Origin of the sequence: Pararhizobium sp. PWRC1-1 (genome assembly GCF_049897905.1) — a bacterium.
In the GTDB taxonomy this organism is placed as follows: Bacteria; Pseudomonadota; Alphaproteobacteria; order Rhizobiales; family Rhizobiaceae; genus Pararhizobium.
Map to the genome: position 1 here is coordinate 241454 of NZ_JAFCXE010000001.1, position 18703 is coordinate 260156.

The following is an 18703-nucleotide window of genomic DNA, read 5'->3' on the forward strand; positions in this document are numbered from 1 at the left end:
GTCTTGAAAAGCTTGATAGCCGCAGCGGCTAAGACGGGGAGATCATCATGGAATGGAAGGGCCGGCGCCAATCGGGCAATGTCGAGGACGAGCGCGGATCCGGTCCGGTGCGAGGCGGCATGGGCGGCAATCCGTTCGGCCGGGGTGGCGGTTTCCGCCTCCCGACCGGCGGCGGCGGTCGCGGCGGCGGCATGAGCATCGGCACGATCATCTTCCTCGTCGTCATCTATTTCGGTCTCAAGATGGTCGGCATCGACCTCTTGCAGGTGCTTGACGGCGGCCAGTCGACCGGGCAGTCCGGCTACGAGCAGACCCAGTCACCGTCGCAGTCGCCGCAGGGCTCGGCCCAGGAGGAGGAAACCAAGGCCTTCGTCTCCACCGTGCTGGCCGAGACCGAAGACACCTGGAACGGCATCTTCCAGGCGAGCGGTGAAACCTATGTCGAGCCGAAGCTGGTCCTTTTCCGCGACGGCATCAATTCGGCCTGCGGCTCGGCTTCGTCCGCCAGCGGCCCGTTCTATTGCCCGGGCGACCAGAAGGTCTATCTCGACATGGCCTTCTTCGATGAATTGGCCCAGAAATTTGGCGCGTCCGGCGATTTCGCCGAGGCCTATGTCATTGCTCACGAGGTTGGCCACCACGTCCAGAACCTGCTCGGCATCCTGCCCAAGGTGAATGCTGAGCGTCAGCGCATGAGCGAAGCCGATTCCAACCAGATGTCGATCCGGGTGGAGTTGCAGGCGGATTGCTTTGCCGGCATCTGGGGCAAATATACCGAACAGAAGGGCATTTTGGAGAAGGGCGACCTTGAAGAGGCGCTGAACGCCGCCACCCAGATCGGCGACGATACGCTGCAGAAGCGCACCCAGGGCTATGTCGTGCCCGAAAGCTTCAATCACGGCACCTCGGCGCAGCGCTCGACCTGGTTCAAGCGCGGCTTCGATAGTGGCAAGCTGTCTGCCTGCGATACGTTCAACAGCAGTATCTGAACAGACGGCGGCGCGTCCCGTTGCAGGAGCGCCGCCTTTTTAAACTATAGTTACTACAGGCTTGAAAAAAATTCGCCCGCCGCGCTGCCGCCAATCGCAAAAGCAACGGGACAACCTATATCTCTCCTATCGACACGGAGCTGGCGAAAAGCCGGATATGCCGGACGGCCAGTGAAGGAGAACAAGCATGCGGAAAATCATCACCCTGACATTTATGGCTGCAACGCTTGCCCTATCGGCGGCGGCGCCCGCATCTGCGACCGAAACGCTCGGCACCATTCTGTTCGGTCATCCTATGGAACCCGGCATTGCCGTCATCATGATGAAGTCCGGCGATCGTGGTGGCGACCGCGCGCCGGCCATATTCCGTGATCCGTCGGCCGAGACGCGGGCGCGTGCACAGGCGGAAATTGCCTCCAATCCGGTGATCAAGGCATCTCTGGAGCGCCGCAACATCCGGCCGCACAATGTCCTTGCCATTCAAACTGCGCTGGATGGCAGCAAGATCATTTATGCAAGATGACATCAACACTTTGCGGCGGAAGACGTTGCAACAGTGATTGCTGAAGGAGAAAGACAGTGAAGAAGATCGTCACGCTTGTTCTCGCAGCCGCTTTTTTGGTCCCCCTTGGCGGCGGGCTGGCGACGGGAACTGCCTACGCTCAGAAGGCGCAGACGGCCCGCCAGGCCGCCAATACCAATCCCCGGGTAACTGTCATCATCATCCGCGATTACATTGGCCCTGATGACTTTCAGCAGGTGCCGCGAACCTACCGCTATCCGTCGGCGCAGACCTATGCCAAGGGGCAGGAGGAAATCCGCAACACACCGAATATCCGTGCCGCCCTGCAGCGGCGTGGCATTCCGGCCCGCAACGTCAACGGCGTCCAGACCGCCTTCAACGGCGGCAAGATCGTCTATGTGAAGTGATCGGGATGACGGCGGTTTCTTTCTCATGAACACGGCGCCGCAGCGGCGAAACTATCCCGCACACCCGGCCGTTACTCGTTGCGGCACCGATATGTAACTGCCTGCCGATTGCGGCAAACGGGCACCGGTCCTTTTGAGGAGAAAACAATGCGCAGACTCATCATGCTCGTGTTTGCCGTCCTGATCGCGGTCATGTCGCTTGGCAGTGTCGCCAGCGCCCGGGACGCGCGTTCCGGCCAGGTCAGCATCACCGTCATCATCATCAAGGACGAGGTTGACGATGATGACGAAACGCAGCAGGTGCCGCGGACCTATCGCTATCCTTCGCCACAGACGATCGCCAAAGCGCAGGACGAAATCCGGTCCGATGCCTATCTCAAGAGTTTTCTCCTGAAAAAGCACGTCCAGCTGCGCAACGTCGTCGGCATCCAGACAGCGTTCAACGGTGGCAAGATCGTCTATGTGAAATAGCTGCGTAGCTTGGAGAAGGATCGCGGCGTGCTTTGACCGCGTGAGGCTTTGTGCGATAGTCCATCTCGATAAATGCCGGTTGTTTGGATATTCGCACAATGAATGACCTTCCGCTTGCCGATCTCGATGTGTTCACGGCCGTGGCGCGCGAGCGTAGTTTTCGCGCTGCGGCCCGCCTGCGTGGAGTCTCGGCCTCGTCGCTGAGCGAAGCCTTGCGGCGGCTGGAAGAGAGGCTCGGTCTGCGCCTGCTCAACCGCACCACCCGCAGTGTCACCCTGACGGAGGCCGGAGAGCAATTGATGGAGCGGCTGTCGCCGGCGCTTGGCGAGGTTGCGGCAGCGCTCGATCAGGTCGGCAGCTTTCGCGACAGCGCTACCGGCACCCTGCGCCTCAACGTCGCCACCGTCGTGGCCCGCGTCGTGCTACCCGATCTCATCGCCGATTTCCTCAAAGCTTATCCTGGCATCATGCTCGAAGTCATCGCCGACGACAGTTTCATCGACGTACTTGCTGCCGGCTTCGATGCGGGCGTGCGCTATGACGAGCGGCTGGAGAAGGACATGATCGCCGTGCCGATCGGCCCGCGCCGCCAGCGGTTCGTTGCTGCTGCTTCGCCCGCCTACCTGCTGGCCCATGGCGAGCCGGGCCATCCGCGCGATATCCTTGATCATGCCTGTATCCGGCATCGCTTCGCCAGTGGCCGGGTGTCGTCCTGGGAGTTCGAGCGCGGCGATGAGGTGATCCGGCTTTCGCCGCAGGCCCGCATCACCGCCAATACGCTCGAACTGGAGATCCGCGCCGCGATCGACGGTCTTGGCATCATCGCCACCTTCGAGGAATTTTTGGCGCCCGCCATCGCTTGCGGCGAGCTGGTTGCGATCCTGGAAGACTGGATGCCGGATTTTCCCGGACCTTATCTCTATTATGCTGGCCGCAAACACATGCCGCCGCCATTGCGGGCTTTCATCGATTTTCTGAAGAACCGGCCAAGGTGTTAGCCTGCGGCGCTCATCAATGTTCCCGACGCAATCATCACGAACATTGAAATGTTCACGTATTGTTTCCGTCAAAATTTTCCGATACAGACGATTTGCCTGTCATGTTCGCGTTCTGTATCCGCGCGCCGCCGGATGCCCATTAAGGTTTGTTCGATGATCGATCCGAAGTCAGCGCGGCGCGGCCTTTCCCTGGTTTTCCTCATCCTGTTCCTCGATATCATGGGCATCGCCATCATCGTTCCGGTGCTGCCTGCCTATCTGAAGGAACTGACGGGAGATACGATCAGCGAAGCGGCGGTTGATGGGGGCTGGCTGCTTCTGGTCTATTCCGGCATGCAGTTCATCTTCGCGCCACTGATCGGCAATCTGTCCGACCGTTTCGGCCGCCGGCCGATCCTGCTTGCCTCGGTGCTGACCTTTGCGCTCGACAACCTGATCTGCGCGCTCGCGACAACCTACTGGTTGCTGTTTATCGGCCGGGTGCTGGCCGGCATCAGCGGTGCCAGCTTTTCCACCGCCGCCGCCTACATCGCCGATGTCAGCGATGACACCAATCGTGCCAAGAACTTTGGGCTGATCGGCATCGCCTTCGGCACCGGTTTCGCGCTCGGCCCGGTAATGGGCGGGTTGCTCGGCGAATTCGGCCCGCGCATTCCTTTCTATGGCGCCGCTGCCCTGTCCTTCGTCAATTTTGTGCTGGCCTGGTTCCTGTTGCCCGAAACACTGGAAAGTCATAACCGCCGCCGTTTCGAATGGAAGCGGGCCAATCCGCTCGGTGCGATCAAGCAGATGCGCAATTATCCCGGCATCGGCTGGGTGCTTCTGGTGTTCTTCCTGTTCTGGCAGGCGCATGCGGTCTATCCCGCCGTCTGGTCGTTCGTCGCCTCCTATCGTTATGATTGGAGCGAGGGGCAGATCGGTCTGTCACTCGGCATCTTCGGGATCTGCGGTGCTCTGGTGATGGGCTTTGTCCTGCCAAAGGCCATTCCGTTGCTGGGCGAATGGAAGGCAGGCGCGGTCGGGTTGATCTTCACCGGGCTCGGCCTTGTCGGTTATGCCTTCGCCTTCCAGGGCTGGATGATTTATGCCGTCATCATGGTTACCTGCCTCGAAGCACTGGCCGATCCGCCCTTGCGTAGTATCGCCTCGGCCAAGGTGCCGCCGTCTGCGCAGGGCGAGTTGCAGGGGGCCTTGTCGAGCATTTCCAGCTTCACGACCATCCTCGGGCCTCTGATGTTCGCGCAGATCTTCAGCATCTTCACCGCGCCTGAGGCCCCCGTCACCTTCGCCGGTGCGCCCTATATTCTCGGTGCCGTCTTCGTCGCATTGGCCATCGCGGTCTACATCCTGAAGGTGCGGCCGTCACCCACTTCGGTAGACGATGGCGGTGCGGCCGGGCAGACGATCTGACCGGTTTTCCAGTGGTTCCGCCCGGAAAACGATCAACTTCTGTGATGTTTGGATGAAAAAATAAGCACTTTCGCCGTTCTGGCTGGTGCTTTTCAAACGGGTGTTCTATTTCCCAATCTTCCGTCTTGCGGCCCATACCGGTTGCGACGAAGCCAAAGGCCTATCCTCATCATGCTGACTTCAACCCCTGTCGACACGGGCGTCCGCACCGATAATTCCTGGTCCGCGCATTATCGCGCCACCATTGCGCTTGGCGTGCCCTTTGTCGGCGCCCAGCTGGCTCAGTTCGCCATCCATGCCACCGACGTCCTGATGGTCGGCCGCCTCGGTACCACCGAGCTTGCGGCGATGGTTCTGGCCGCGCAGATGTTCTTCACCATCTTCATCTTCGGCTCGGGCTTTGCCAATGCCGTCGTGCCGATCGTGGCGCAGGCCGAAGGCCGGGGCGACCGCGTCGCCGTGCGCCGGGCCGTGCGCATGGGCATGTGGGCAGTGCTCGGCTATAGCGTCATCATGGCGCCGGTGCTGTGGCAGGCCGAGCATGTGCTGTTGATGCTGGGACAGAAGCCGGAAGTCGCAGCCCTTGCCGGAAGCTATCTGCACATTGCGCTCTGGGGCATGTTCCCGGCGCTGCTGTTCATGGTTCTGCGCGGTTTCCTCAGCTCGCTGGAGCGCGCCGGCATCATCCTCTACGTGACGATCATCGTGCTCTTGGCCAATGCAGCCCTTTGCTATGTGTTCATCTATGGTCATTTCGGCGCTCCGGCGCTCGGCATCGTCGGTGCCGGCATTTCGGCGCTGATCGTCAACACGCTGAGTTTCGTGCTGCTCTACATCTATATCCAGGCGCAGCCGCAGACCCGCGCTTACGAGATCTTCGTGCGCTTCTGGCGGCCGGATTGGCCGGTGCTGAAGGAGGTCGTCAAGCTCGGCCTGCCGATCGCCGTCACGATCCTTGCCGAAGTCAGCCTGTTCACCGTAGCCTCGCTGTTGATGGGCATGATCGGCACCGTCGAGCTCGCCGCTCACGGCATCGCGCTGCAGTTCGCCTCCGTCGCCTTCATGGTGCCGCTCGGACTGGCGCAGGTCGCGACCGTGCGTATCGGCCTTGCCCATGGCCGCCGCGATGCCGAAGGCATCAAGCGGGCAGCAATCGCCGTCTTCGTCATCGGCTGCGGTTTCGCCTTCATCGGCAGCGTCGTCTTCGCGGTGTTTTCGCATGAGCTTGCGGCAATGTATCTCGATACCAACCGGCCGGATGCGGCGCAGGTTCTCGCCTATGCCGGCCCGCTGATCGTCATTGCCGGTGCGTTCCAGCTGGTCGATGGCGTGCAGGCGCTCGCCGCCGGCATGCTGCGCGGCCTGAAGGATACGACGGTGCCGATGATCCTGGCGCTGGTCTCCTATTGGGCGATCGGCTTTGTCGCCGCCTATGTCCTCGCCTTCCACTTCGGCTTCGGCGGCGTCGGCGTCTGGTATGGCTTTGTGCTCGGCCTTGCCGCTGCCAGCGTGTCGCTCACCTGGCGCTTCTTCATCTTCCTGAAACGGGAGCGGAAGCTTTTGGCCTTGCCACCCGGAACTGTTTTATGACCCGCTCCATGCCGGAAAACGGTTTGAACTTTCAGCCGGAATTGAGGGGAGAAACGCTTCTTCTGCGCCCTTTGAAGCCCGAGGATTTCGACGGGCTCTATGCGGCCGGCAGCGATCCGGCCGTTTGGGCCGGGTATCCGGCCAGGGAACGCTACAAGCCGGAGGTCTTCCGCCAGTATTTCGATTCCCAGATGGCGAGCAAGAGCGCGCTGGTCTTCATCGACTGGGCTACCGGGAAACTGATCGGCTGCTCGCGCTATTACGTGGCGCCGGACCAGCCGCGGGCCGTCTCGATCGGTTTCACCTTCCTCAACAATGCCTATTGGGGCGGGACAACCAATTTCGAGATCAAGCGCCTGATGCTTGAGCATGCCTTCCAGAGCGTCGACGATGTCTGGTTCCATATCGACCCGACAAACATCCGATCGCAAAAGGCGACTGCCAAACTCGGCGCGGTGCATGCCTATGATGCGGTGCTGGATATTTCCGGTTCTCCGCTCAACTGGATGTGCTTCCGGCTGACCCGCGATGCCTGGGCTACGGTATAGTCCGCGCAGGGCACTGAGGCTTAAGGTCCACCGGTCGGCCGATTGCATCCGCGTCACGTCATTTTGTTCTTTATATGTTCTGTTTTTCTGCTTAGTTTACGGCGATCAATGGAGGGTAAAAAATGACCGCTTATGCAACTGTTGGAACATTGGATCATGCCGCGTCGGTGCGCTTCTACGATGCGTTGCTTGCGACGATCGGCTGGAGCGCGCATGTAAAATATCCGGGCTGGCACGGCTATACCCTGGGCGGGACGGGCGAAGGTTTCCTGCTCTGGGTCTGCGAACCGTTCAACAAGGAACCGGCCACACCCGGCAACGGCACCATGGTCGGCTTCGTGGTGAAATCGCATGGAGAGGTCGATGCCTTCTACAATGCGGCGCTGGCCAATGGCGGCACCGACGAAGGTGCTCCTGGCGTTCGTCCGCAGTATGGCCCGGACTGGTATTCGGCCTATATGCGCGACCCGGCCGGTAACAAGCTTTCCGTGGTCTTCAACGGCTAAACAAAAAAGTCCCGGTACTCCTTTGAGAGACCGGGGCTTTTCTGCATTCAAGAACGTTAAAAACTCAGCGTTCGGCCAGCGCCGGTTCGCCATTCTTCTCGCGCACCAGGTTGATGAAGCGGCGGAAGAGGTAGTGGCTATCCTGCGGGCCGGGCGAGGCTTCCGGGTGATGCTGGACTGAGAACACCGGCTTGCCGGTCAGGCGCAGGCCGCAATTGGTGCCGTCGAACAGGGAAATATGAGTCTCTTCAACGCCTTCCGGCAAGGACTTCGAATCCACCGCGAAACCGTGGTTCATCGAGACGATCTCGACCTTGCCCGTCGTGTGGTCCTTGACCGGATGGTTGGCGCCGTGATGGCCCTGGTGCATCTTCTCGGTCGTCGCGCCGAGCGCCAGGCCAAGCATCTGGTGGCCAAGGCAGATGCCGAACAGCGGTATGTCGCTCTTGATCAGTTCCTGGATCACCGGAACCGCATATTCGCCGGTTGCCGCCGGGTCGCCCGGGCCGTTCGACAGGAAGATGCCATCCGGCTTCTGGGCAAGCACATCTTCGGCTGATGTCGTTGCCGGCATCACGGTGACCTTGCAGCCGAGCCCGGTGAACAGGCGCAGGATGTTGCGCTTGACGCCGTAGTCGAGCGCCACGACATGATACGTCGTGTCGGCGCCCGCCAGTTCGTCGTAACCTTCGTTCCACACCCAGGGCTTTTCGCTCCAGCGCGAGGTCTGGCCGGAGGAGGCGACCTTGGCGAGATCGAGGCCTTCAAGGCCGCTCCAGGCCTTGGCTTCCGCCTTCAGCGTATCGATGTCGAAAACGCCGTTCGGGTCATGGGCGATCACCGCGTTCGGTGCGCCGTTCTCTCGGATCCAGGCGGTCAGCGCCCGGGTGTCGATGCCGCACATGCCGATGATGCCGCGTGCCTTCAGCCAGGCGTCGAGATTTTTTGCGGCGCGGTAGCTGGAAGGGTCGGTAATGTCGGCCTTGAAGATGACGCCGACCGCGCCGTGGCGTGCTGCCGGCGTCAAGTCTTCGATGTCTTCGTCATTGGCACCGATATTGCCGATATGCGGGAAGGTGAAGGTGACGATCTGGCCGAGATAGGACGGATCGGTCATGATCTCCTGATAGCCGGTCAGCGCAGTGTTGAAGACCACTTCGGCCTGAACCTTGCCGGTGGCGCCGATGCCCTTGCCTTCGATGACGGTGCCGTCGGCCAAAACAAGCAGGGCGGTTGGTTTTGCGGTGGTCCAGGGGGCTGTCGCGGTCATTGTCTTCATCCCGTTCAGGCGGCGCGTCGCGGACGTTCTAGGGAACGCCGGCCGGCCGTTGTGGTTTGCAGGCGGGCAGAAGCGGGCGATGGGCGCGCGCTGTCAGGCCTGGTCACGATGTTGGTGCAGGTGACGGTCAATAACTGCAGCGCCCGGCAAGGTCAATCTTGAAGACGGTGAGATCGGGCTTTTCCTGCGGCTTTTACCGCGGATTCACGCATTTCGTTTGCTCCGGCTTGTCCGGCTGGTTTATGAAACGCCATCAAACAGGAGAAGACAATGATGCGCGATCAACTCGCTGCCGCCCTCAAGGATGCGATGAAAGCCAAGGATGCGCCGCGGCTTTCCACCGTCCGTCTCATGCAGGCCGAGATCAAGACACGCGATATCGCCAATCGCGGCGCAGGCAAGGGTGACGCCACCGATGACGAAATCCTGCAGATCATGGCCAAGATGGTCAAGCAGCGCGAAGAATCGGCGAAGATCTACGAAGACAATGCCCGCCCGGAACTCGCCGCCAAGGAACGCGCCGAAATCGTCGTCATCCAGGACTTCATGCCCAAGCAACTGAGCGAAGCCGATGTGCGGGCCAATGTCGCGGCAGCGATCGCTGAAGCCGGCGCCGCCGGCCCGAAGGACATGGGCAAGGTCATGGCGGTGCTGAAGGAGCGTTATGCCGGCCAGATGGATTTCGCCAAGGCGTCGTCCGTGCTCAAGGAACTGCTGACAGCTGCCTGACGGCTGATCCGCCTGACTTGATTTCCGGCGCGGCCCGCGAATGAAAGGCCGCGTCGATAATCGCGAATTTTTCCGCCTGATAGGTCCAGTATTCGCGCACGAAGCTTTGCGAAAGCCAGAGCATGTTCTTGCCGGCAGCGGTATCATGTCCAAGGCTGCCCATCTCTGCCGCCTTGTCCATCAGCCGCTTCAAGTGGGTTTTCGAGATCAGGTAGCGCTGGCAGATATCGGCCGATGAGACCGGGCCGAGCAGGATGCGCGGCGCGTCCGGATCGAGGTCCTTTATCAGGGCAATGAAACAATCCATCACCAGTCCACCCGAATTGGCCCAGGTAAACAGATTGAATGTCTCGCCTGGACTGCGCACCGCGTGGTTTTCCAGAATTCCCTGCGCGATGACGGGTTGCAGGCTTGCAAACAGGCCCGGGTTCTCCACCAGCGCCACAGCCCTTTCGCCGCCGTCCAGCATGTCGAGAATGGTCAGATGTGCATAGAGCCATTTGACGACGGATTGCACCGCTATATCCATCGGTTCCAGCGGCCGCATACGGTGATCGGGCGGGTTGTCGATCCGGCGTACGAAACGATAGGCGAGCATTTCCTTGACGAAGGCGCTGGCAGTGTTGCGGCTGGCAATGCCGTACTCAACTGCTGCTGCAACGAAGCGCCCCATATAGAGGCCTTTCGCCGGATCCTGCGGATCGGGCCTATAGTGCAGCGACAATCCCAGCTGCGCCATCAGCCAGCGCTGCTGCGAGGCGAAAATCGAATTCAACCGTGGATTTTCCGCGAAAAGCGCCGTCATCTGCCGGGCGTTTTCCTGCATGGCGGCAAAAAAGAGGGTGTTGGACACAAGGTCGTTCGCAGCGAGGGGCATCGGGCGGTTTCCGGAAAGATAACCAGCAATTCATTGCCTGTTCTTCATCCGGCATCAACGGCCTATTCTGGGCATTTCTGCCCAGATACCAATTCCTTGGATCTGCAGGTGGCGACTGGCAGCTATCCCTTCTTCCGGCTCTTCTGCTCGGTCATGAAATGCCGCAGCACCGCGTTCATCCGCGTCTGATAACCCTTGCCGCTCTTCTTGAAGAAGTCGATGACATCCTCGTCGAGCCGGATCGAAACGGCTTTCTTCGGGGTCGGGTAGACGATCGTCGCCTTCGACCAGTCGACATCCATGAATTCGGCCCAGTCAGGATCGTCCCGCATGGCCGCCATGATGTCCTCGTCGGTCAGCGCTGCGACGCGTGCCCAGTCGGTCAGGCTTTTTTCGCCGTGTGCCCGCTTCTCGAGGATTTCATCGAGGGAAACTCTGGTGATAGATTCTTTGCTCATTCTTGTGTGCCGGACGGGCGGAGATGATTCTGCAGATTTCCGCACGCATCGTGTAGACGACAGTGATGATGCGGTTGGTGTCTGGGCAGATCGCCAAACGTCCGGATTTCTCCGTTTCTGATGGATTGAACTCGATCCTGGGGTTCTTGCAGAGCAAGAACGGCATCTTCAAAGTCGATGCCATGCTTTTGGAAATTGTCGAGGCGCTTTTGGTCATTCCAATCAAAAGACGTCAACGGTTGCGGGTCTAACATCACAATGCACCATTGGCTTAGCCAGACCCAACGATAACAATACGGATTGTATATACAGTTAAGAAATCCGCCAACCTGTGAATTGCGGGTATGATCTCTACCCTCGCTGGCGCGGGCGCGGTTTGCCGCCTATATGGAAGCCAGCCCAGAGGTATTCATGCGATTTTCCAACTCTTTCCTTGACGAGATCCGCGACCGCGTTCCCATTTCGGACGTTATCGGCAAACGCGTCACCTGGGATCGCAAGAAAACCAATGCCTCGCGCGGGGACTATTGGGCCTGCTGCCCGTTTCATGGCGAGAAATCGCCCAGCTTTCACTGCGAGGACCGCAAGGGCCGCTACCATTGCTTCGGCTGCGGCGTGTCCGGCGATCATTTCCGTTTCCTCACCGATCTCGATGGCATGGCTTTTCCCGAGGCCGTGCAGCAGATCGCCGATCTCGCCGGTGTCGCCATGCCGCAGCCGGATGTCGAGGCCGAGAAGCGCGACCGCCAGCGCATCGGCCTGCAGGACGTCATGGAAGTGGCGACGCAGTTTTTCCAGGACCAGCTGCAGACGGCAAACGGCGCCAAGGCACGCGCCTATCTGCGCGACCGGGGTCTGACCGGCCGCACCATCGAGACATTCCGCCTCGGCTACGCGCCGGAAAGCCGCAATGCGCTGAAGGAATTCCTGGCCGGAAAAGGCGTGCCGAAAGACCAGATCGAGGCCTGCGGCCTGGTCGTTCACGGTCCCGATATTCCGGTCTCCTACGACCGCTTTCGCGATCGCATCATGTTCCCCATCCTGTCGTCGCGCGAAAAGGTCATCGCCTTTGGCGGCCGCGCTATGTCGCCGGATGCGCCGGCCAAATATCTCAATTCCAACGAGACCGAGCTCTTCCACAAGGGCAATGTGCTCTACAATTTTTCGCGCGCCCGCAAGGCGATGTCCGGAGCCGACGGAGCAGGGACGATCATCGCCGTCGAAGGCTACATGGATGTCATCGCGCTGCATCAGGCCGGCATCGAAAATGCCGTGGCACCGCTCGGCACCGCGCTCACAGAAAACCAGATGGCGCTGTTGTGGAAACTCACCTCGCAGCCGGTGCTCTGCTTCGATGGGGACAGCGCCGGTATCCGCGCCGCCAACCGCGCCGTCGATCTGGCGCTGCCACATCTCAAACCCGGCTTTTCCGTGCGCTTCGCCATGCTGCCGGATGGCAAGGACCCCGACGATCTCGTCCGCAACGAGGGCCGGGCACCGTTCGACAAGGTCATGGCATCGGCCCGCTCGCTATCGGAAATGGTCTGGCTGCGGGAAGCCCAGGCCGGTGGCTTCGATACGCCGGAGAGCCGCGCCCAGCTGGAAGCGACGCTGAAACAGGTGGTTTCGGTGATCGCCGACGAAAACGTCCGCCGCCACTATGGCCAGGACGTGCGCGATCGGCTGAACCAGTTTTTCCAGGGTGCCTCGCGCCAGCAGAACGGCCAGCGCGGTTTCGACCGCAACCAGCGCCAGGGCGCCAACCGCAATGGCGGCCAGGGGCAGGGCCGCGGCGGACAGCAGGGCGGACGCATGTCGGAACGCTCGGGCATTTCCGACCGGCTCGCCCGCTCGTCGCTGGTCAGCGGCCATCAGGCGCTACCGCCCTTGCGCGAAAGCGTGCTGGCGCTGACCATCGTCAATCATCCGCAGCTGCTATTTGAGGAATATGACGAGATTTCCGCGATCGAATACGACAATCGCGATCTGCAGCGCTTCTGGTCGTCGGTGCTCAACGCCGCCGCCGCCAAAGGTCCGCGCCTGTCACGCGAAATCCTCGTCGAGCTGCTGGAGGCCGAGGGCTTCGATGCGCTGTTGAAATCGCTCGACCAGCAGATACGCTTTGCCCGCCTCTGGACCGCAACCACCGCCGCAGCCCCCGAGGATGCCCGCGAAGGCTACCTGCAGGCACTCGCCCTTCACCAGCGCACCAAGGCGCTCTTGTGGCAGCGCCGCGAACTGGAAAGCGAACTGGCCTACGCCACGGAAGAAGGCGACGACGACACTGTCAGCCAGATCCTGCGCAATCTGCAGGAGGTTCAGCTGGAAGTAACGCGACTGGAAAACCAGGAAGCGATCATCGACGGTTTTGGCGTCCTGTCCGGTCGCGTGAAGGGGCCTGCGGGCAAGTAGGGGAGCTTCTGCCGGTATCGGAATTTCCTCCTGAACTGACGGCTGGCGAGGGCATGTGCGAGCCTCTTGCCATCACGCCCGGCAATTGCAAAAGTTTGATCGTTGCCGACGGGGCTGGGCCTGTGGTTCGCCCATTCGCAGGAGGGGGGAACCATGACTGAAATCACCTTGCTGGCTTTTGCGCTCGTCTCGTTCATCGGCATCGCCACGCCCGGACCAACCGTGCTTCTTGCTTTGACCAACGGTTCCCGCTTCGGCGTACGCCGGGCGCTGATCGGCATGGTCGGCGCGGTCCTGTCCGATTTTGTCCTGATCGGCGCCGTCGCTTTGGGGCTTGGCGCGCTGCTGGCCGCGTCCGAATTCTGGTTCTCGGTCGTCAAGTGGATCGGCGCCCGCTATCTCGCCTTCCTCGGGATCATGCTGTTGCGCTCCAAGGCACGCTCAACGAAACTCTGCACGGAGCGGCAGAAGATGGCTCCGGTTCGGCGCGGGCGATCTTCCTGAAGAGCTTTCTCGTGGCGGTGACCAATCCCAAGGGATACCTGTTCTTTTCGGCATTCCTGCCGCAGTTCATCGTGGCGGCGGAGCCGCAGATCCCGCAATATGTGCTCCTGGCGCTGGTCTTCGCCTCCATCGATTTCTTGGTCATGGCCGGTTACGCCACACTCGGCTCGCAGGCCGTCAGGGTGCTGAAGAAGTCCGGCGCACTCTGGCTCGACCGGATCTGCGGTGGTGCACAGCTGGCGCTGGCAGGTTCTTTGGCGTTCTATAGACGCACCAACGCCTGACACTTGACCGTCCGGGCCCGGCGGTCTGGGGCAATATGGCCGCGCTTGACCGTCTTCAGGTTTGAAGATATTGCCGGAACCAGGTTCAGGCTGCCTGCCGCTCGCACACTTTCGGTGAAATCCTGACATTGACGATCTTCTCGCCCTCGAAGCATTTCGTGTGGTGGGCAATGCGAGCTCCCCTCCCGATGGTCGAAATGCGATAATGAGGAGAGTGAGATGTCGCTGGACACCTCCGATAATAACGCCTTTTTGACTGCCCCTCTTGGTGCCATTTTTGCCAGGACTGCGCTTCCCATCATCTTTGTCATGAGCATGAACGGGCTGCTCACTATTGTCGATGCGATGATGCTCGGCCTCTATGTCGGTCCCGAAGCTGTCGGCGCCGTCGCCTCGGTGTTTCCGGTCTTCATGCTGCTTGTGGCGCTCTCGACGCTTGTCGGCAGCGGCATGGCGAGCCTTCTGGCTCGTTCCATCGGAGCCGGGGACTTCGTAAACGCACGCGCCGTGTTCGGCAGCGCGCATGGCCTTGCGCTGGCGATCGGTGCCGGATTCGTCGTGCTGTTTCTCCTGTTCGGCAGGGCTCTGGTCCTGGCCGTGGCGAATGGACCGGGACCTCTGGCTGAGATGGCCTATGCCTATATCACCATCATCGCCCTGTTTTGCCCGCTGCAACTGCTGCTGTCGGTCAATGTGGATGCCTTGCGCTGTGAGGGGCGGGCAGGGTTGATGGCGCTGCTTAGCCTTTTCGTCTCGTTGGCGAATCTTGGCCTGAACTATGTCTTCATCGCATCGTTGGGGCTTGGTGTTGCGGGATCGGCCTTTGCGACGGTGCTTGCACAAGGGCTGGCGCTTGGTCTCCTCGTTTTCTTCCGCCTCTCCGGGCGAACCGTCTTGCCGCTTGCGGCATTGCTGCGGGGCAATCCGTTTTCGGCATGGGGAAGCATCGTTGCCCTTGGTGCGCCGCAAAGCCTCGGCTTTATCGGCATGGCTTTGGTCTCGGCCACCATCATTGTCACCCTGCAGAGTGTGGCAACCCAGACCTATGACACCGTCATCTCTGCCTACGGGATCGTCACCCGCATCATGACCTTTGCGTTCCTGCCATTGTTGGGCATGGGGCAGGCCATGCAGGCGATTGTCGGCAACAACAGGGGAGCAGGCCTTTGGCAGCGCTCTGACAGGGCGCTGCGTCTCGCGGTCATCGTCTCGTTCCTTTACTGCCTCGCCGTCGAAATATTACTGGCCTTTTTCGCCCGTCCGATCGGTTCGTTCTTCGTCAACGATCGAACCATTATTGGGGATGTTTCGCGCATCATGCCGTTGATGGTCATGGCCTATTTCCTCTCCGGACCGCTGATGATGACGGCAAGTTACTTCCAGGCCATCGGCGACGCCAGGCACGCGGCAATCCTGGGTCTGGCGAAGCCCTATCTGTTCACCATACCGCTGGTCGTTTTGTTCGCAATCGCCTTCGGCGAAAGGGGGATCTGGTTCGCCACACCGGCCGCGGAGGTCTTGCTGTTTGCCGTGACGGGTGTTGTTCTTTGGCAAGCGGCGAGGCAAAAATCGCTCGGCCGCGGGCTGGTTTCCCGCGAGATCGCAAGCGAACGGTGACGTTCTTCGTGCTTTCGGCCATACGCCGGAAGCACAACCTTTCTCAGTATTAGAGGTTTGAAATGTTTGAATAATCTTCCTGCCGTTAAACAATCATTAACCATGGTTCGGGTTGTATAGCTGCAACCCATCCGCCCATGAAGGGCAAGTAATCAATTTTAAGATGATCTAATATGACCAGCATTCATAATAATGCGGGCGCAATTTCTGCGCTCCAGACTCTGCGATCTATCGGCTCAGGCATGGCGGCTGCTCAGGGACAGGTCAGTTCCGGTCTCAGGATACAGACGGCGAGCGATAACGCCGCCTACTGGTCGATTTCGACAACGATGCGATCGGATAATGCAGCGGTTTCTGCCGTCGCCGATGCGCTCGGGTTTGCTGCGGCAAAAGCCGATACGGCCTATACGGGCCTCGATGCCGTCATCGACATCCTCGGTGAATTCAAGGCCAAGCTGGTGCTGGCCAAGGAGCCCGGCGTCGACAAGGCAAAAGTCCAGAAGGAGTTGGCTGAACTTCAGCAGCAGGTTCAGGGAATTTCCCAAGCTGCCAGCTTCAGCGGTGCAAACTGGTTGAACACCGACATATCCAATATCTACGATTTTGATCGCAACAAGGCGTCCAGCGTATCGGCATTTGTTCGTGATGCGTCTGGGGCCGTTGCCGTCAGGGCGATGGATCTGCACCTCTCGGCCGTTTCGCTGTTCAACAGCACGGGCGGGGGCCTCTTGCAGACCGATGCCCGCGACCTCGACACTCTTGGCGGTATCCGCGGCTTCAGCAGCAGCAATTTGATCGGCGGAGACCTAACCCAGTATGACGGCGTTTATGGTTCGGGTTGGATGTATCCGAAAGCAGGCGCGGGTGGTGCGGCGATTTTCGGCCTAAATGATTTTCCCGATGGATCGTCGCTGGATTTTACCGCGCCCGGCGCGCAGATCAGCTTCGACATCATCCTGGACAAAGAGGCGTCGAACCCGGGCAGCCAGGCAGGTACGTCGGGTGAACTGCAGGATCTTCCGGGTCCGTATTACGCCGGCTACACCAAGTCTATCACGATCACCAAGGCACAGGTCGATGCGGTCTACCCCGGGCTTGGTGGCGTGATCACAACCAATACACAGTTTGCCGCGGTTCTCAATTCCGTGCTGAATACCGAGGGTGCATCCGTTTCGGCCAGCTATAACCACTATGACCCGCCCGGCTCAAACAACCTTGTTCATGACCCCAAAAGGATGACCATCTCGACGCTCCAGAACCATGGCAATGGATCCTATGTGGAGATAGCCAACCTCAGCAGCGTCGGTGTCGGCACCGGGGGACTGAAGGAATCCTCCGCTTTCGGGTCCAGAGGGTCCGGCATGGCGATAGCGTTCAAGGAATTCATTGTTCACGAGGATGGTGACAATCTGGATGGCGTCGAGGTCAGCTTCTCCTTTTCGATCAACGGTCAGCCGGCAACCAGCCATTCCTTCGATCGAACCTATGTGAACAACCTGTTCGGCAAGGACAGCGGCAAGGTTGAAACGCCAGAAGAAATGGCGACGCTGTTGCATTCCCTGCTCGACGCGCAATGGCCAAACCTCATCATCGAGGCAAAATCTCCGACGGAAGTCATGCTGAAGCTGGACCCTGCGGCAGACCGCAAATGGGGCAGTGGAACGAGTATGAGCTTCGACAATGTCCGGGTCAGCATCGAGCCGATCCCAAAGATACAGTTCATGGATATCGATATCGCTGCCAATCCGGACAAGATCGCATCCTATATCAATTATATCGATATCGTCACGGAGCGCGCAATCGATGGAATGACAACCCTCGGTGCCTTCCAGAAGCGCATCGACATGCAGTCCGCTTTTACCAGCAAGCTCATGACCACCATCGACAAGGGCATCGGACGTCTGATCGACGCCGATATGAACGAGGCATCGACGCGGTTGAAGGCTTTGCAGACGCAGGAGCAGCTCGGGATCCAGTCGCTGCAGATCGCCAACGCGAATTCCGAAAACATCATGGCGCTGTTCCGCTAGCCGAAATCGCCGGTCCCGCCCTCGCACCTGCCACCGTTCCTGTGCCATAGTCCGCTTTCCCCACGAAAGCGATTCCATGCTGCAGACCAAAGACCGTATCGATCCCCTGTTTGACACTGACGGTGCGAAAAATCCGCTATCCGTGTTGAAAAGGGTCTACGGTTATCCCGCCTTTCGCGGCAAGCAGGCGGCCGTCGTGGAACGTGTGGTGTCCGGCGGCGATGCCGTGGTGCTGTTTCCGACCGGCGCCGGCAAGTCTCTCTGCTTCCAGATTCCTGCCCTTTGCAGGGATGGTGTCGGCATTGTCGTCTCGCCGCTGATTGCGCTGATGCGCGATCAGGTGGAGGCGCTGAAGCAGCTTGGGGTCAGGGCCGCAGCCCTCAATTCCTCGCTGTCGCGCGAAGAATTCGTGGATGTCCGCCGCGCCATTGCCAACGGCAATCTCGATCTTCTCTATGTAACGCCGGAGCGTATCGTCACGCCGGGCTTCAAGGAGATGATCGGCAATGCGAAGATCTCGCTGTTTGCCATCGACGAGGCGCATTGTTTTCCCGTATTCACGGTTTTGGGCCTAAAACAAAAGGTATCAGCAAGACATTGAGTTCGCAACCCTTTCGGCTCGACGAGGCCGATTTTGTTGAAAGGGTCTTCATCTCCAGAGCATCCGCCGACTAGGCGGATACCGCCTTGTGTATACGCGCCGTTCGGACAGCGACCGTAAGAGTCTGGCAGTCCGTTCGGCGGAACGTATACAAAAGAATCCGGGCTTCAGCCCGTCCGTTTCATCTCGCAAAGCGAGATGCCTGGCTTTAGCTTTGAGAGCGGCGGCGCAAATATCAAGGCAACAATAGCCGACACCAGTTAACCATATGCTGTCATCTGCAATTTGGCCAACGGGGAGGTAATGCATCGCCAATCATTCCGTCGCGAACTGCGTCATCCGTCTTCGGTCTGGCGAAACCGGCTCCTGTGCTGTGTTGTTAGGAAATTCTCGACGGCCGCTTGCTCGTGCCAAGATATCCTGCCCAGCGCACGATCAAGTTGTGACATCGCATTGGCAACAGGTTGTGC

General features: G+C 59.9%; 17 protein-coding genes and 2 pseudogenes. 15 read left to right on the plus strand and 4 right to left on the minus strand.

Annotation, left to right across the window (positions count from 1 at the left end):
- Positions 1-47: 47 nt before the first annotated feature.
- The 9 genes from ypfJ (at position 48) to ACP7E0_RS01260 (ending at position 7442) form a co-directional block, all read left to right on the plus strand.
- Positions 48-989: a KPN_02809 family neutral zinc metallopeptidase gene (gene ypfJ, locus ACP7E0_RS01220; protein ID WP_426122431.1), complete on the plus strand. Its 942-nt coding sequence runs from the start codon at positions 48-50 to the stop codon at positions 987-989.
- A 187-nt stretch (positions 990-1176) separates the two neighbouring features.
- Positions 1177-1512 (plus strand): hypothetical protein, encoded by a 336-nt coding sequence (locus ACP7E0_RS01225; RefSeq protein ID WP_426122433.1) that lies wholly within the window; start codon positions 1177-1179, stop codon positions 1510-1512.
- Between the two features lie 56 nt (positions 1513-1568).
- A complete protein-coding gene (locus tag ACP7E0_RS01230; protein WP_426122435.1) occupies positions 1569-1919 on the plus strand; it encodes a hypothetical protein in 351 nt (116 codons plus the stop codon).
- A gap of 147 nt (positions 1920-2066) precedes the next feature.
- Positions 2067-2390: a hypothetical protein gene (locus tag ACP7E0_RS01235; protein WP_426122436.1), complete on the plus strand. Its 324-nt coding sequence runs from the start codon at positions 2067-2069 to the stop codon at positions 2388-2390.
- Positions 2391-2488: 98 nt separating this feature from the next.
- A complete protein-coding gene (locus ACP7E0_RS01240; protein WP_426122437.1) occupies positions 2489-3388 on the plus strand; it encodes a LysR substrate-binding domain-containing protein in 900 nt (299 codons plus the stop codon).
- A gap of 153 nt (positions 3389-3541) precedes the next feature.
- Positions 3542-4798, plus strand: coding sequence for a TCR/Tet family MFS transporter (locus ACP7E0_RS01245; protein WP_426122438.1), 1257 nt, complete (start codon positions 3542-3544; stop codon positions 4796-4798).
- Positions 4799-4969: 171 nt separating this feature from the next.
- Positions 4970-6388 (plus strand): MATE family efflux transporter, encoded by a 1419-nt coding sequence (locus tag ACP7E0_RS01250; protein WP_426122440.1) that lies wholly within the window; start codon positions 4970-4972, stop codon positions 6386-6388.
- On the plus strand, positions 6385-6936 hold the full coding sequence (locus ACP7E0_RS01255) for a GNAT family N-acetyltransferase (protein ID WP_426122442.1): 552 nt from the start codon (positions 6385-6387) through the stop codon (positions 6934-6936). Before ACP7E0_RS01250 ends, ACP7E0_RS01255 begins: the two co-directional genes overlap by 4 nt.
- Before the next feature lie 122 nt (positions 6937-7058).
- Positions 7059-7442: a VOC family protein gene (locus tag ACP7E0_RS01260; protein ID WP_426122444.1), complete on the plus strand. Its 384-nt coding sequence runs from the start codon at positions 7059-7061 to the stop codon at positions 7440-7442.
- Positions 7443-7506: 64 nt separating this feature from the next.
- Here the strand turns inward: ACP7E0_RS01260 and carA are convergent, their stop codons facing one another.
- Entirely contained in the window at positions 7507-8712 is a 1206-nt protein-coding gene (gene carA, locus ACP7E0_RS01265; protein WP_426122446.1) for a glutamine-hydrolyzing carbamoyl-phosphate synthase small subunit, read from the minus strand.
- Positions 8713-8991: 279 nt separating this feature from the next.
- On the opposite strand from carA, the gene ACP7E0_RS01270 reads away from it, so the two are divergent.
- Entirely contained in the window at positions 8992-9450 is a 459-nt protein-coding gene (locus ACP7E0_RS01270; RefSeq protein WP_426122448.1) for a GatB/YqeY domain-containing protein, read from the plus strand.
- Here the strand turns inward: ACP7E0_RS01270 and ACP7E0_RS01275 are convergent.
- The 3 genes from ACP7E0_RS01275 to ACP7E0_RS01285 form a co-directional block, all read right to left on the minus strand.
- The gene (locus tag ACP7E0_RS01275; protein WP_426122449.1) at positions 9425-10327 is read right to left on the minus strand and encodes a hypothetical protein; all 903 of its coding nucleotides are present in this window, start codon (positions 10325-10327) and stop codon (positions 9425-9427) included. The two genes, ACP7E0_RS01270 and ACP7E0_RS01275, sit on opposite strands and share 26 nt — an antisense overlap.
- A 122-nt stretch (positions 10328-10449) precedes the next feature.
- Positions 10450-10785, minus strand: coding sequence for a BrnA antitoxin family protein (locus ACP7E0_RS01280; protein WP_426122451.1), 336 nt, complete (start codon positions 10783-10785; stop codon positions 10450-10452).
- Positions 10748-11002: a BrnT family toxin gene (locus tag ACP7E0_RS01285; RefSeq protein WP_426122452.1), complete on the minus strand. Its 255-nt coding sequence runs from the start codon at positions 11000-11002 to the stop codon at positions 10748-10750. The genes ACP7E0_RS01280 and ACP7E0_RS01285 overlap by 38 nt, the downstream gene beginning before the upstream one ends.
- A gap of 194 nt (positions 11003-11196) precedes the next feature.
- On the opposite strand from ACP7E0_RS01285, the gene dnaG reads away from it, so the two are divergent.
- From dnaG to ACP7E0_RS01310, 5 genes and pseudogenes are all read left to right on the plus strand, one after another.
- Positions 11197-13197: a DNA primase gene (gene dnaG / locus ACP7E0_RS01290; RefSeq protein WP_426122453.1), complete on the plus strand. Its 2001-nt coding sequence runs from the start codon at positions 11197-11199 to the stop codon at positions 13195-13197.
- 153 nt (positions 13198-13350) lie between these two features.
- Positions 13351-13985 (plus strand): annotated as a pseudogene (locus tag ACP7E0_RS01295) (LysE family translocator).
- A gap of 219 nt (positions 13986-14204) precedes the next feature.
- Entirely contained in the window at positions 14205-15602 is a 1398-nt protein-coding gene (locus ACP7E0_RS01300) for an MATE family efflux transporter (protein ID WP_426122455.1), read from the plus strand.
- 173 nt (positions 15603-15775) lie between these two features.
- On the plus strand, positions 15776-17632 hold the full coding sequence (locus ACP7E0_RS01305; protein WP_426122456.1) for a flagellin: 1857 nt from the start codon (positions 15776-15778) through the stop codon (positions 17630-17632).
- A 76-nt stretch (positions 17633-17708) separates the two neighbouring features.
- A pseudogene (locus ACP7E0_RS01310) lies at positions 17709-18179 on the plus strand (DEAD/DEAH box helicase); the annotation flags it as partial.
- Positions 18180-18703: the final 524 nt, after the last annotated feature.